This is a genomic window from Citrobacter sp. NCU1, assembly GCF_010231475.1.
In the GTDB taxonomy this organism is placed as follows: domain Bacteria; phylum Pseudomonadota; class Gammaproteobacteria; order Enterobacterales; family Enterobacteriaceae; genus Citrobacter_D.
In genome coordinates this window covers 18,069-32,829 of sequence record NZ_NRDO01000011.1, presented here as the reverse complement: position 1 = coordinate 32,829, position 14,761 = coordinate 18,069, and the positions used below count along the sequence as shown (strand labels likewise).

At 55.1% G+C, this 14,761-nt stretch carries 13 protein-coding genes; 7 read left to right on the top strand and 6 right to left on the bottom strand.

Annotated elements, in window-relative coordinates; translation table 11 throughout:
- The first annotated feature begins 301 nt into the window (after window positions 1–301).
- The 4 genes from CJP72_RS04770 to CJP72_RS04755 all read left to right on the top strand — a co-directional run bounded on the left by CJP72_RS04770 (window position 302) and on the right by CJP72_RS04755 (window position 5,586).
- Window positions 302–1,915, top strand: a complete 1,614-nt coding sequence (locus CJP72_RS04770) for a BCCT family transporter (RefSeq protein ID WP_162379750.1) — start codon at window positions 302–304, stop codon at window positions 1,913–1,915.
- A 49-nt stretch (window positions 1,916–1,964) separates the two neighbouring features.
- On the top strand, window positions 1,965–3,089 hold the full coding sequence (yeaW, locus tag CJP72_RS04765) for a carnitine monooxygenase, oxygenase subunit YeaW (protein WP_162379749.1): 1,125 nt from the start codon (window positions 1,965–1,967) through the stop codon (window positions 3,087–3,089).
- Between the two features lie 18 nt (window positions 3,090–3,107).
- Window positions 3,108–4,556: an NAD-dependent succinate-semialdehyde dehydrogenase gene (locus CJP72_RS04760; protein WP_162379748.1), complete on the top strand. Its 1,449-nt coding sequence runs from the start codon at window positions 3,108–3,110 to the stop codon at window positions 4,554–4,556.
- 64 nt (window positions 4,557–4,620) lie between these two features.
- Window positions 4,621–5,586, top strand: coding sequence for a PDR/VanB family oxidoreductase (locus CJP72_RS04755; RefSeq protein ID WP_162379747.1), 966 nt, complete (start codon window positions 4,621–4,623; stop codon window positions 5,584–5,586).
- 47 nt (window positions 5,587–5,633) lie between these two features.
- Here CJP72_RS04755 and rnd read toward each other — a convergent pair whose 3' ends face one another.
- The 5 genes from rnd to CJP72_RS04730 form a co-directional block, all read right to left on the bottom strand.
- Complete coding sequence (rnd, locus tag CJP72_RS04750) at window positions 5,634–6,749, bottom strand: ribonuclease D (protein WP_162379752.1); 1,116 nt, start codon at window positions 6,747–6,749, stop codon at window positions 5,634–5,636.
- Window positions 6,750–6,830: 81 nt separating this feature from the next.
- Window positions 6,831–8,516, bottom strand: coding sequence for a long-chain-fatty-acid--CoA ligase FadD (gene fadD, locus CJP72_RS04745; RefSeq protein WP_162379746.1), 1,686 nt, complete (start codon window positions 8,514–8,516; stop codon window positions 6,831–6,833).
- Between the two features lie 204 nt (window positions 8,517–8,720).
- Window positions 8,721–9,314, bottom strand: a complete 594-nt coding sequence (locus tag CJP72_RS04740; protein ID WP_162379745.1) for a Slp family lipoprotein — start codon at window positions 9,312–9,314, stop codon at window positions 8,721–8,723.
- Between the two features lie 56 nt (window positions 9,315–9,370).
- Window positions 9,371–10,066, bottom strand: coding sequence for a tRNA (adenosine(37)-N6)-threonylcarbamoyltransferase complex dimerization subunit type 1 TsaB (gene tsaB, locus CJP72_RS04735; RefSeq protein WP_162379744.1), 696 nt, complete (start codon window positions 10,064–10,066; stop codon window positions 9,371–9,373).
- A gap of 57 nt (window positions 10,067–10,123) precedes the next feature.
- Window positions 10,124–12,034 carry a helicase C-terminal domain-containing protein gene (locus tag CJP72_RS04730; protein ID WP_162379743.1) on the bottom strand — a complete coding sequence of 637 codons (1,911 nt, stop codon included), beginning with the start codon at window positions 12,032–12,034 and terminating at the stop codon, window positions 10,124–10,126.
- 136 nt (window positions 12,035–12,170) lie between these two features.
- Between CJP72_RS04730 and CJP72_RS04725 the strand changes: the two genes are divergently transcribed.
- Entirely contained in the window at window positions 12,171–12,515 is a 345-nt protein-coding gene (locus CJP72_RS04725) for a RidA family protein (protein WP_162379742.1), read from the top strand.
- Window positions 12,516–12,522: 7 nt separating this feature from the next.
- Here the strand turns inward: CJP72_RS04725 and CJP72_RS04720 are convergent, their stop codons facing one another.
- A complete protein-coding gene (locus CJP72_RS04720; RefSeq protein ID WP_162379741.1) occupies window positions 12,523–12,702 on the bottom strand; it encodes a YoaH family protein in 180 nt (59 codons plus the stop codon).
- 80 nt (window positions 12,703–12,782) lie between these two features.
- On the opposite strand from CJP72_RS04720, the gene pabB reads away from it, so the two are divergent.
- Window positions 12,783–14,147 carry an aminodeoxychorismate synthase component 1 gene (gene pabB, locus CJP72_RS04715; RefSeq protein ID WP_162379751.1) on the top strand — a complete coding sequence of 455 codons (1,365 nt, stop codon included), beginning with the start codon at window positions 12,783–12,785 and terminating at the stop codon, window positions 14,145–14,147.
- Between the two features lie 3 nt (window positions 14,148–14,150).
- Window positions 14,151–14,729: a CoA pyrophosphatase gene (locus CJP72_RS04710; RefSeq protein WP_162379740.1), complete on the top strand. Its 579-nt coding sequence runs from the start codon at window positions 14,151–14,153 to the stop codon at window positions 14,727–14,729.
- Window positions 14,730–14,761: the final 32 nt, after the last annotated feature.

Sequence of the window (14,761 nt, the reverse complement as noted above, 5' to 3'; positions counted from 1 at the left end):
TGGCTCAAAGCTGAAAGCTTTACTGAACCCCCAGCCTAGCTGGGGGTTTTCTATAGACAATAAGAGCCGCGTCACTGACGCGGCTTTTTTTATTCATTCCCCCTGGTAAATACCTGCGTCATTTCACCTTTTATTATTTCCGTTCCGTGTTTTATTGCTTCACGCATCCGCTAATTGTTTAATTCATGTAACAACTAAATAATTAAATTGTTAAAACAGAAGTGACAAGTCTTGACCCTACAGCGTGATTACAACAACAGGCCAATGCCAAATACGGGCGACGACGCCCAGGAGATCACCCATGTTGAGCAATGTAAAAAAGAAAAAAGATGTGCCGCTGATCGCCATCAGTTTAGTGGCCATTCTTTTTATCGCAGCAGCATTAAGTCTCTTCCCCCAACAGTCTGCGCAAGCAGCAAACAGCATTTTTAACGGCGTTACCCGGATGCTCGGTTCCGCGGTTCAGGTGCTGGTGCTATTGGCAATGGGACTGGTCATTTATCTGGCGACCAGTAAATACGGCAATATTCGCCTCGGGGAAGGAAAACCGGAGTACAGCACCCTTTCCTGGTTATTCATGTTTATCTGTGCCGGATTAGGTTCATCCACACTCTACTGGGGCGTTGCGGAATGGGCGTATTACTACCAGACGCCAGGGCTGAATATCGCGCCAAATTCACAAAAGGCTCTCGAATTTAGTATCCCCTACTCCTTTTTCCACTGGGGGATCAGCGCGTGGGCAACCTATACACTGGCCTCGTTAATCATGGCCTACCATTTTCATGTGCGTAAAAATAAAGGGTTAAGCCTCTCGGGGATTATTGCCGCCATCACCGGCGTGCATCCGCAAGGTGCCTGGGGCCGTCTGGTCGACCTGATGTTCCTGATCGCCACCGTCGGCGCATTGACCATCTCGCTGGTCGTCACCGCAGCCACCTTTACTCGCGGGTTGTCTGCGCTGACCGGATTACCGGATAACTTCACGGTGCAGGCTTTCGTTATCCTGCTTTCCGGCGGTATTTTCTGCCTCAGCTCCTGGATTGGTATCAACAACGGCCTGCAACGTTTGAGCAAAATGGTTGGCTGGGGCGCGTTTCTGCTGCCGCTGCTGGTGCTTATCGTGGGCCCCACGGAATTTATTACCAACAGCGTGATCAACGCCATTGGCCTGACCACGCAGAACTTCCTGCAAATGAGTCTGTTCACTGACCCGCTTGGCGACGGCTCGTTTACCCGCAACTGGACCGTGTTTTACTGGCTGTGGTGGATCTCTTATACCCCAGGCGTAGCGATGTTCGTTACCCGCGTGTCGCGCGGTCGTAAGATTAAAGAGGTCATCTGGGCGCTGATCCTCGGCAGCACCGTCGGTTGCTGGTTCTTCTTCGGCGTAATGGAAAGCTACGCCATCCATCAGTTTATAAATGGCGTGATCAACGTCCCGCAGATTATGCAAACGCTGGGTGGCGAAACCGCCGTGCAGCAGGTCCTGATGTCGCTCCCGGCAGGCAAACTGTTCCTGGCGGCATATCTGGCGGTGATGATTATTTTCCTCGCATCCCACATGGATGCGGTGGCCTACACTATGGCGGCGACCAGCACGCGAAACCTGCAGGAAGGTGAAGATCCTGAGCGTGGACTGCGTCTCTTCTGGTGTGTCGTCATTACTCTCATTCCGCTGTCGATTTTGTTTACCGGCGCCTCGCTGGAAACAATGAAAACTACCGTGGTACTGACAGCGCTTCCGTTCCTCGCCATCTTACTGGTGAAGGTCTTTGGCTTTATTCGCTGGTTAAAGCAGGACTATGCCCACATCCCTGCCCATCAAATTGAAAGCAGTCTTCCCGAAACGCTGGAGCACGCGCCCGTATCAACGCCCACGCTGCCCGCCGGGACAATACTCAAAGGCGACCACTGAGCGCCACGAGCCAACATCCTCTTACTGACAAAAAAGAAAAGGTAACCCTATGAGCAATCTGAGCCCTGAATTTGTTTTGCCTGACAACTTTTGTGCAAACCCGCAGGATGCATGGACCATTCCGGCACGCTTTTACACCGACCAGCAGGCCTTCGAACATGAAAAAGAGAACGTGTTTGCCAAAAGCTGGATTTGCGTCGCGCACAGTAGCGAGCTGGCGAAGCCGAATGATTATGTGACCCGCGAAATCATCGGCGAAAATATCGTCCTGGTGCGCGGTCGCGACAATATTTTGCGCGCCTTCTATAACGTCTGCCCGCATCGTGGTCATCAGTTACTGAGCGGCGAAGGGAAAGCGAAAAATGTGATTACCTGCCCGTACCACGCCTGGGCCTTCAAACTGGATGGCAATCTCGCGCACGCCCGTAACTGTGAAAACGTGGCCAATTTCGACAGCGAAAAAGCCCACCTTACCCCCGTTCGCCTTGAAGAGTACGCCGGTTTTGTCTTTATCAACATGGACCCGAATGCAACCAGCGTTGAGGAACAGTTACCGGGGCTGGCAGCGAAAGTGGTGGAGGCATGCCCGGAGGTTCATGACCTAAAACTCGCGGCGCGTTTTACCACTCGCACCCCGGCAAACTGGAAGAATATCGTCGATAACTATATGGAGTGCTACCACTGTGGCCCGGCACACCCTGGCTTCTCGGATTCCGTACAGGTGGATCGCTACTGGCATACCATGCATGGCAACTGGACGCTGCAGTACGGTTTCGCCAAACCTTCCGAACAGTCATTCAAATTTGAAGAGGGTGTGGATGCGGCCTTCCACGGTTTCTGGCTGTGGCCCTGCACCATGCTCAATGTCACGCCGATCAAAGGGATGATGACGGTCATCTATGAGTTCCCGGTCGATGCGGAAACCACCCTGCAAAACTACGATATCTACTTTACCAACGAAGAATTAACCGATGACCAGAAATCGCTGATCGAATGGTATCGCGACGTGTTTCGCCCGGAAGATTTACGCTTGGTCGAAAGCGTACAAAAAGGGCTGAAATCACGCGGCTATCGCGGCCAGGGGCGCATTATGGCGGATGCCAGCGGAAGCGGCATTTCCGAGCACGGAATCGCCCATTTCCATAATCTGGTCGCCCAGGTGTTTCAGAATTAATCGCGCAGGGAGAGAGCCATGTCCGTATTTCAGTCTTCACTTTTTCGTCAACAAGCGTTCATTGCTGGCGTCTGGCGAAATGCCGATGATGACGCCACGCTGACGGTAACAAACCCGGCAACGGGCGCGACGCTGGGGAGAATCCCCAATATGGGCGCTGAAGAGGCGCGTCAGGCGGTTGACGCCGCCTCGCAGGCATTGCCGGCCTGGCGGGCGATGACTGCCGCTCAGCGTGGCATGCTACTCAAAGCCTGGCATCGTCTGATCCTCGACAATACCTCCGCGCTGGCGCAGATCATGACCGCCGAGCAAGGCAAACCGCTGGCGGAGGCTGAAGGAGAAATTGCCTACGCCGCGTCGTTTATCGAGTGGTTTGCCGAGCAGGGAAAACGCACCAACGGTGATGTTATCCCCACCCCGTCAACCGATAAACGGTTGATGGTGATCCGCCAGGGCATTGGCGTCTGCGCCGCGATCACCCCGTGGAATTTCCCTGCGGCGATGATCACCCGCAAAGCCGGGCCTGCGCTCGCGGCGGGTTGTACGATGGTGCTCAAACCGGCGAATGAAACGCCCTTCACCGCGCTGGCGCTGGCGGAACTGGCGCGACAGGCTGGGATCCCGGCGGGTGTGATTAACGTCGTGACGGGGAAATCCCGCGATATCGGGGCCGTCCTCACGGGTGATGAGCGCGTGCGCAAACTCTCCTTCACCGGGTCAACCGAAGTGGGCCGCGTCCTGATGCGCCAGTGTGCCGACAGCATTAAAAAGGTGTCGCTGGAATTAGGCGGCAACGCGCCGTTTATCGTTTTTGAGGATGCCTGTCTCGATAAAGCCGTAGAAGGCGCGCTGGTGGCCAAATTCCGTAATGCCGGGCAAACCTGCGTTTGCGTCAACCGCTTTTATATTCACCACGCCATTTACGACACGTTTTGCGAGAAATTCGTCGCCCGCGTCGCAGCACTGCGGGTGGGTGATGGCAGTCAACCCGGCGTACAAACAGGCCCGCTGATCAACAGTGATGCCGTGCAAAAAGTGCAGTCCCTGCTCGACGATGCGCTAACCCGTGGCGCGACGCTGTTAACCGGCGGGCAACGTCATGCGGCAGGCGGAAATTTCTTTACCCCCACGGTGATAGGCAACGTGCAGCCAGGTTCTCAGCTGTTACAGGAAGAGATCTTTGGCCCGGTCGCCGCGCTGGTGAAGTTCGACGATGAACAGGATGTTATCCGCCAGGCTAATGACACCATTTATGGCCTGGCTTCGTATTTCTACACCAATGACGCCGCGCGGATCTGGCGCGTATCAGAACAGCTTGAGTACGGGATGGTGGGGATCAATACCGGACTCATCTCCAATGAAGTCGCGCCATTTGGCGGCGTCAAACAGTCGGGGCTGGGGCGTGAAGGGTCTGAATACGGGATCGAGGATTACCTGGAGATGAAGTATCTCTGCCAGGGGCTATAACGATGACACACCCTGGCGCTGCAGATAACGGCAGCGTCGGGATGATTTTTAAGGGAGTGCAGCGATGTCTGAATATCAAATGCATCAGGTGCGGGTGAGTCAGGTTGAAACCCTCACGACGCATGTAAAGCGTTTTACCTTCGTCGCCGCTGAAGGCGGCGCGCTACCCGCTTTCAGCGGCGGCAGCCATATTATTGTGCAACTGCGCGATGGCGATCATCTCTACAGCAATGCCTATTCGCTGATGAGTTCACCGCTGGATACCTCTCACTGGCAAATTGCTGTCCGGCTGGAGGAGAACTCCAAAGGCGGTTCTCGCTATCTGCATCAGCAGGTGAAACCCGGCGACACGCTGACCGTTTCTACCCCGAAGAATCTCTTCGCTCTCGCGCCGCAGACGCATAAACATCTGCTGATCGCCGGGGGGATCGGGATCACCCCATTCCTCTCTCAGATACCCGAACTGGAACAACGCCAGGCGCAGTGGCAGCTCCATTATTGTGCCCACAGTCAGGAAAGCTGCGCGTTTTACAGTGAATTATCTCAGCATGCCAACTCTTCCCGTATTCATCTGCACCTTTCGTCAGAGGGCACGCGGCTGGAACTGGCGCGGCTGCTGGCGGATGTTGAACCGGGCACCCATATCTATACCTGCGGGCCTGCGGCGCTTAACGACGCGGTAAGACGCGAGGCAGCCACCCTTGGTATCGACAATAATACGCTGCATTTTGAACAATTTGCCGTTGAAGATAAGGCGGGCGATGCCTTTACCCTCGTGCTGGCCCGTTCAGGGCGCGAGTTTGTGGTCCCCGAAGCGATGACGATTTTGCAGGTTATCGAAAATAACAAAGCGGCGAAGGTGGAGTGTTTGTGCCGTGAAGGGGTGTGCGGCACTTGCGAAACAATGATTCTCGAAGGGGAAGCCGATCACCGGGATCAGTATTTCAGCGACGATGAAAAAGCCAGCCAGCAAAGCCTGCTCATCTGCTGCTCGCGCGCCAAAGGTAAACGGCTGGTACTGGACTTATGATCACGCCGTCGAACAACGGGAGTACCAGACTCCCGTTGTCGTCTGACTTAGCGGGGATACTCTTGCAGCAGACGGTTGAGCGGCTCAGCCATCAACTCTGCGCGCCATCCGGAGATCATCTCCGGCAGCGTCGCCTGCGGTTTTAGCTTCCAGTGCCAATTGAGCAGCTGGTTAATCTGGCGGCGGGAAGCGAGCAGCTCGGCGCTGAGGTTATGCGTCGCACTGACGTCGGCAACCAGCGCCTTAATGGCTTTGAATGCCTTGCGATAACCCGGCATATCCATCAGGTTCAGTAACGGTTCCGGGAGACTCTCTTCCGGGAGCGCCTGTGCCTGCGCCACCAGCGAAATCAGCGTCTTGCCGTGAAAACGAATTTCACTGCCGGAAAGCCCAAGACCATCGAGTTCCCCCAGACTGCCGGGCATATAGCGGGCAACCGCCCACAGATGTTCTTCGCGCACCACGAAATTGACCGCCAGATCGCGCTCACGCGCTTTACGTAATCGCCAGTCGGCCAGTAATTGCAGACAGGCCAGTTGACGGGTACGTAACTGCCAGGCGTTGGTAATTTCACGCCAGGCGTCTTCAGGCGCCAGGATCTCCTGACGGCGTTGCTGCATCAAACGACACTCGTCCAGCGCGGCAGGTAACCAACCGCTCTCTTGCGTTTCCGCCATCAGCTTTGCGGTGATCGGTAATAGATACCAGACATCGGCCGCCGCGTATTCGCACTGGCGCTCCGTTAGCGGCCTGGCCAGCCAGTCAGTGCGGGATTCGCTCTTGTCCAGCGCGATGCCAGTGTACTCTTCCACCATTGACGCAAATCCCCAGGACAAGGGACGTCCGCAAAACGCGGCGAGAATTTGCGTGTCGATCAGCGGCTGCGGCAGTTCGCCAAAGGTATTCAGAAACACTTCCAGATCTTCGCTGCCCGCATGCAGAAATTTGGTGATGGCAGTATCACGCAAAATGGCGCGCAGTGGGGACCAGTCGGTGATCCCGTGCGGATCAATCAGCGCAACGTGTTCGCCATCAAACAACTGGATAAGACCCAGTTGCGGATAATAGGTGCGCGTGCGGACAAACTCGGTGTCCAGGGCAATGGTCTTAAACGCACGGACCGCTTCGCACAGGGTTGCCAGTGCGTCATCCGTCGTGATCATTTGGTAATTCAAAGCGTACTCTCTTAGGTTTGCGCCAAAAAAAACGCCGGCTTAACCGGCGTCTGACGACTCATTTAAAGCTTATGCCTTATTGTCCACTTTGCCACGCGCTTCGTCACGCAATTCTCGTCGCAAAATTTTTCCGACGTTAGATTTTGGCAATTCATCACGGAATTCCACCAGCTTAGGCACTTTGTAGCCCGTCAAATGGCGACGGCAGAACGTGACCAGTGCCTCATCGGTGAGAGAGGCATCTTTTTTCACCACAAAAATCTTCACCGCCTCGCCGCTGCTGCCGGACGGCACGCCCACCGCCGCCACTTCCTGAACGCCAGGATGCTGCATGACCACATCTTCGATCTCGTTCGGATAAACGTTGAAACCCGAGACCAGAATCATGTCTTTTTTACGGTCAACGATGCGCAGAAAACCTTCTTCATCCATCACCGCGATATCGCCGGTATGCAGCCAGCCCCCTTTGATTATCTCATCTGTCGCGTCGGGACGTTGCCAGTACCCCAGCATCACCTGTGGGCCTTTAATACACAACTCGCCCGGTTCGCCCGGCGGCACTTCGTTGTCATCATCGTCCACCAGTTTGACCTCGGTTGAGGGAACCGGTAAGCCAATACTGCCGCTGTGATAGTCAATATCATGCGGGTTAACGCTCACCAGCGGTGAACATTCGGTCAGCCCGTAGCCTTCCAGCAGGTATTGTCCGGTCAGCTTCACCCAGCGATCCGCGACGGCTTGCTGGACCGGCATTCCGCCCCCCGCCGACAGATGCAACGTCGAAAAGTCGAGCTGCTGGAACTCTTTGTTATTCAGCAAGGCATTAAACAGCGTGTTTACGCCCGTCATGGCGGTGAACGGGTATTTCGACAATTCTTTTACCAGACCGGGGATATCACGCGGATTGGTGATCAGCAGGTTTTGCCCGCCCAACTCAATGAACAACAGGCAGTTCATGGTCAGGGCGAAGATGTGATACAGCGGCAGCGCAGTGACCACCAGCTCTTTACCCGGATGTAACAGCGGCCCGTAGGTGGCATGTACCTGCTCGAGGTTTGCCAGCATATTGCGGTGCGTCAGCATCGCCCCTTTAGCCACCCCAGTCGTGCCGCCGGTGTACTGCAGGAAAGCCAGATCGTCAGGCACCACTTCAGGCTTCACATATTGCATGCGATAGCCGTTCTGTAACGCGCGACGAAATGAAATCGCATCCGGCAGATGGTACTTCGGCACCAGACGCTTAATGTATTTCACCACGAAGTTAACCAGCGTACCTTTCGCCGTCGAGAGCTGATCGCCCATACGGGTCAGGATCACGTGTTTTACCGCCGTTTTCTCAACCACTTTTTCCAGCGTATGGGCAAAGTTGGAGACAATCACGATGGCCGTTGCGCCACTGTCGTTGAGCTGATGTTCCAGTTCACGCGGGGTATATAAGGGATTGACGTTGACCACGATCATCCCGGCACGCAGGATGCCAAACAGGGCGACAGGGTATTGCAACAGGTTCGGCATCATCAACGCAACACGATCGCCCTTTTTAAGCCCGAGTCCTTGCTGCAAATACGCCGAAAATGCCCGGCTACGCTCTTCGAGTTTGCGGAAGGTCATCACCTCCCCCATATTGACGAACGCAGGTTGGTCGGCGTAGCGCGCCGATGCCTGTTCAAACAGTTCCACCAGGGATTGATAACGGTCAGGATTGATCTCCGCCGGGACATCGGCGGGATAACGGTTAAGCCAAACCTTTTTCAAAACATCACCTCTAAAATGCGTGTTCGTCGTCATCACAACCCCAGTAAATAAACAAGTCGTTAACATAATATTAACTCAGCGTACCAGTTTATTAATTACTCAACTGAAAGGTTGCGAAGCGCGTCACTATTTATTTTTCTTCTATCCGTATTAATGCAGAAACAGCGGACGAGCCGCTGTTTCTTTTATCGATAAAACAATGAGTTACTCGGTTACTATCGTCTGAACCTGTGCGGGTCCGGGGTTATACCATCCGCCATAACCATAGCCGTAGCCATAACCATACGGTCTGGCGCGTACACCGTAAAACCACGGATCAATCGGCTGTGGCGGCATCACCACCTGCTGCGTCACCCGCCAGCGCTTATAACCCGTCACATTCATCAGCATATATTTATACGGGGTATTGCCGATTTTACCGTCGACCGTTCCGCTGATCGGGCCGACGACGGTGACCAGTTGACCGCGAAAATCAACCGGATCAAGGAATCCGTTGACGTCCGCCATGATGCGTCCGCGTGACGCTTCGCCCAGCACCGGTCGCGCGCCGCTATCCAGAGACACAGTGGCTATCTCCAGACGGGTTTTCCCCTGCTGGTTTTGCACGTCCACCACTTTGCCGCCAAAACGCGCTTCCTGGCCGACATACAGTTGCGGCGCGTTCATCACCCGCGCCAGATCCTGTTGCGGCGTGGGACTTGAGCCTTTGATGGCATCCGGAATGGTGACGCAGCCACTCAGCATCAGCGCAACGGCTCCCGCCAGCATTCCTTTCACGATCTGTTTGTGAACCGCCATAGTGCGACTCCTTCTTCTCAGCGCATATCACTGCATCAGACTCATACTACTGAGATTCATTCTTTACCGGGAAGTTTCTTCCACGCCACGTTGTTACGCAAATAAACCGGCTCGGCATGTTCAACCGCGACCGTTTTTCCTGCGGCCAGCATTTGGCAGGCTAACGGCAGCATATCTTCCGCTGCGGGCAGCAATACATCGCCATCACGCAGCGTCAGACCACTCTCTTTGGCCAGTTCCGGCCAGGCTGGCCAACCCGTTCCCACCGTGGCCCACTCGCCGGAAAGTTGTGTTAACCGCGCGCTCACGGCCTCCGGCTTTAACACCGCTTCCGTGTCTTCACCGTGCCATACGCCATTTTCGTCGCGCTGATACTCTGCCCAGTAGACTTCGCCCATCCGGGCGTCAATCGCCGCCAGGACGCGGGTCGCGCCCGTTTTACGCCAGGCGCCCTGCGCCATCGTTGCCAGCGTTGAGACGCCGATCATCGGAAGAGAGGCCCCCAATGCCAGACCTTGCGCAATACCGATACCAATGCGCACGCCGGTAAAACTCCCCGGCCCACGGCCAAAGGCCAGCGCGTTGATGTCGGCAAGCGTCGTGCCGCTGGTAGCCAGGATATCCTGGACCATTGGCAAGATGCGTTGGGTGTGTTCTCGTGGGCAAAGCTCAAATTGAGCATTGATATTACCGTCATTCCACAGGGCAACAGAACACGCTTCTGTGGCGGTATCGATAGCCAGAATTCGCATGGGTCTTCGTGCTTAGATCAATAAAATGGCGCGTATCTTACCATACTCCGTAACAAATTACTTAACCGATGGGAGGGCAAGAAACCTGACGGCGCGAGCAATATCTCGGGTACGCGGCGCGGGCGGGAGACTGGCCAGAAACGTCGCGCCATAGGGACGCATGACGAGCCGGTTATCGCAAATCACCAGCACGCCACGGTCATCAGCGTCACGGATCAAGCGCCCCACGCCCTGCTTCAGAGTAATGACCGCATCCGGTAACTGGACCTCATCGAACGGATCGCCGCCGCGCAGTCGACAGTCTTCCATCCGCGCTTTGAGCAACGGATCATCCGGCGAGGTAAACGGTAACTTGTCGATAATCACCAGCGACAAAGTATCGCCTCTTACATCGACGCCTTCCCAGAAACTGCTGGTTGCCACCAGCAGCGCATTGCCCGCACTGACAAACTGTTGCAGCAGTTGGCCTTTGCTGGTTTCGCCTTGCAACAACACCGGCAACGTCATGGTGGCGCGAAACTGTTCGGCAAGGTCGCGCATCATGGCGTGCGAGGTACACAACATAAAGCAGCGCCCGTTGTTCGCTTCGATAATGGGTCTTAGCATTGCGGCCAACTGGCGCGCCGCGCCGGGCTGATTGGTCTGCGGCAGGTTTCGCGGCACACACAGCAGCGCCTGCTGCGTGTAATCGAACGGGCTGGGAAGCAGCATGGATTCTGCCTCTTCAATCCCCAGTCGCGCGGTAAAGTGGTGAAGATCGTCATTCACCGACAGCGTCGCTGAGGTAAAGATCCAGCTGCCGGGTTTCTGCGCCATCACCTCTTTGAATTTATCCGCAACGGTCAGTGGCGTCAGCGCCAGGGTAAAATGACGCGACGTACATTCATACCAGTAGCTGTAGCCTGGCTGGTTGATCTCTTTTAGTCGTTTGAGACGCGTGCGATACAGCGTGGCTCGCTCAAAAGCGGCGTCCAGAAGCGCCGAGCGCCCCAGAGAGAGTTTCGCGACGTCGTAACACAGTTCGAGCGTGTCATCGAGCAACAGAAAGGCGCGCTGGACGCGCGAGTCGGCAAGAAGCTCACGCAGGTTTCCGCGATAGCCCGGCTCGCCTAATTGCAAACGAAAATCTTGCGCGCTCTGGGCAAGCCGATCCGCGCATTTTTGCAGTTGTTGGGTGTCTTTAAGTTCTGTGCGATAAGCAATCGTAAAATCTTTCGCCAGATCAAGAAGCTGTCGGCTGGAGAGTGACTGACCAAAATACTGGCTGGCGATGTCGGGAAGTTGATGGGCTTCGTCGAAGATCATGACCTCGGCTTCGGGTATCAGTTCACCAAAACCGCTCTCTTTCACCACCATATCAGCCAAAAAAAGATGGTGGTTGACCACCACGACATCGGCATCCATCGCTTTTTTACGCGCTTTAACGACAAAACACTCTTTGTAGAGCGGGCAATCGCTGCCCAGACAGTTGTCATTCGTGCTGGTGACCAGCGGCCAGGCCTGGGAGTCTTCCGCCACGCTGACACAGGTGCTGATGTCGCCATCCAGGGTTTGATTGGACCAGGAGCGCAGTAAGATGACATCACTCAAAATTTGCACCGGCAAATCACCGCCGGCCAGCGCCTGCTGTTCAAGACGTTCCAGACACAAATAGTTCGAGCGCCCTTTTAGCAGCGCCAGTTTACCGGTGAACTTCAGGGCGTTTGCCACCGTCGGCAAATCGCGGCTGTAGAGCTGATCCTGCAACGCTTTCGAACCTGTTGAGATGATAACTTTCTTTTTGGTGCGCAACGCAGGTGCGAGATAGGCGTAGGTTTTGCCGGTGCCTGTTCCCGCTTCAACGACCAGAGGCCTCGACGTTTCAATCGCATGGGCTACGGCAACGGCCATTTGTCGCTGGGGTTCACGCGGCTTAAAACCCGGTATCGCTTTAGCTAACTGACCGTCTACAGCAAAATCGTCCGACACACTACCCCCTGTTCATTTGAACAGGGATTATGTCAGGCCAGACGATCTTTCGCCAGTTGAAGAGGTGACGACAGCAAAACTCTGTGGCAGTCTTGCCGCGTAAAAATGGAACCTTAACGCTAACGAGGAGTAATTGATGACTATTGTCCGTATTGATGCCGAAGACCGTTGGTCTGATGTGGTGATCCACAATAATACCCTGTACTACACCGGCGTACCCGAGAACCTGGACGCTGACGCCTTCGAGCAGACGGCCAATACCCTGGCGCAAATCGATGCCGTGCTGGAAAAGCAAGGCAGCAATAAGGCGCGCATTCTGGATGCAACGATTTTTCTTACCGATAAAAGCGATTTCGCGGCGATGAACAAAGCCTGGGACACATGGGTTGTTGCCGGACATGCGCCTGTACGTTGCACGGTACAGGCGGGGTTAATGAACCCGAAATATAAGGTTGAGATTAAAATTATCGCTGCGGTCTAAATCAGCGTTATTCGTCTTCATCCTCAAAACGCGCCACGATTCGCTCGCCGGTATGGGTGGCGCGTAACTCTTCCGCCACCAGCGCAATCGCCTGCCCGCTACTCATTCCTTGTGACATCAGTTCCTGAATGCGTTCTACCGCTTTTTGTTGCTGATCGTGCGTGAGTGAAGGTAAACCTGCAAACATGATGAACTCCTGCTAAATTGTTAACGCTAATTATTTCATGCTACCCGGCACATAGCCAGTAGAGTCGTTACGAGTCAGGACTGATGAAGACGTTATCTCCCGCTGTAATTCCGTTACCCTGGCGTCAGGACGCCGCTGAACACTATTTTACACCGCTGAGTCATACCCCCTGGGCCATGCTTCTGCACTCCGGTCACGCGGATCATCCGCATAACCGCTTTGACATTTTGGTGGCCGATCCGGTAACGACGCTGGTCACACATGGAGAAAAAACGCGTGTCTGCGATGCGCATCATCGCATTACGACGACCGATGATCCGCTGAAAGTTGTACAGACAGCGCTGGCGTCTCTGGCGATAACACCCTCACCCAACGACGATTTGCCGTTTCAGGGAGGGGCTCTGGGGCTCTTTGGTTACGATCTGGGGCGCCGTTTTGAATCGCTACCCACAATTGCCCTGGGCGATATCACGTTGCCGGATATGGCGATCGGCATTTACGACTGGGCGCTGATTGTCGATCATCAGCGACAAACCGTGTCGCTGCTCAGTCATTCGGATGCTCCCGCCAGACTCGACTGGCTGGAAAGCCAGCAGACGCCCGTGCGTGAGCCGTTCAGGTTAACCTCCGCCTGGCAATCGAACATGACGCGCGAGCAATACGGTGAAAAATTTCGCCAGGTGCAGGCCTGGCTGCACAGCGGCGACTGCTATCAGGTGAATCTTGCCCAGCGTTTTCAGGCTGACTATCAAGGTGATGAATGGCAAGCCTTTGTGCGTCTCAATCAGGCCAACCGCGCCCCCTTCAGCGCCTTTTTACGGCTGGAAGATGGCGCTATTTTGAGCCTTTCGCCAGAACGCTTTATTCAACTCGCGGACGGTCACATTCAGACCCGGCCTATCAAAGGGACGCTTCCGCGTCTGGCGGATCCGGACGATGACCGCAAGCAGGCGCAAAAACTCGCCCGTTCGCCAAAAGACCGCGCGGAAAATCTGATGATTGTTGATCTGATGCGCAATGATATCGGCCGCGTCGCCGTACCAGGGTCAGTCAAAGTGCCTGAACTGTTTGTCGTTGAACCGTTTCCTGCGGTACACCATCTGGTCAGTACCATCACCGCTCAGTTGCCCGACAACCTGCATGCCACTGATTTGCTGCGTGCCGCCTTTCCTGGGGGGTCGATCACCGGCGCGCCGAAAATCCGCGCGATGGAAATCATTGATGAACTGGAGCCACAGCGCCGCAATGCCTGGTGCGGCAGCATTGGTTATCTCAGCGTTTGCGGCAATATGGATACCAGTATCACCATTCGAACTCTGAGCGCGACTGGGGGGAAACTCTCGTGTTCTGCGGGTGGCGGGATTGTGGCGGACAGCCAGGAAGCGGCGGAATATCAGGAAACGTTTGATAAAGTGAATCGTATTTTGCATCAACTGGAGAACTAAGACGTGGAAAACAGCAGCCTGACGCTCGATGATTTTTTATCACGGTTTCAACTTTTACGCCCGGAGATGACTCGTGAAACGCTGAACAACCGTCAGGCCGCCGTACTGATCCCCGTCGTTCGCCGTCCGGAACCTGGACTGCTGCTCACCCAGCGTGCCGTCCATCTGCGTAAACATGCCGGTCAGGTGGCCTTTCCCGGCGGCGCGGTAGACAGTAGTGATGCGTCACTTATCGCCGCTGCGCTACGCGAAGCCCAGGAAGAAGTGGCGATTCCGCCCGAGGCCGTTGAGGTGATTGGGGTCCTTCCTCCGGTAGACAGCGTCACCGGGTTTCGGGTAACGCCTGTTGTTGGCATCATCCCACCAGACCTTCATTATCACGCCAGTGAAGATGAAGTGTCTGCCGTGTTTGAAATGCCGCTGGCACAAGCGTTGCAATTGAGACGCTATCATCCATTGGATGTGTATCGCCGTGGTGACGCTCATCGCGTCTGGCTTTCCTGGTATGAGCATTATTTTGTCTGGGGGATGACGGCCGGAATCATTCGCGAGCTGGCGCTACAGATTGGCATGAGACCCTGACTATACTTAACTTTACACGCCCCGAACACGAC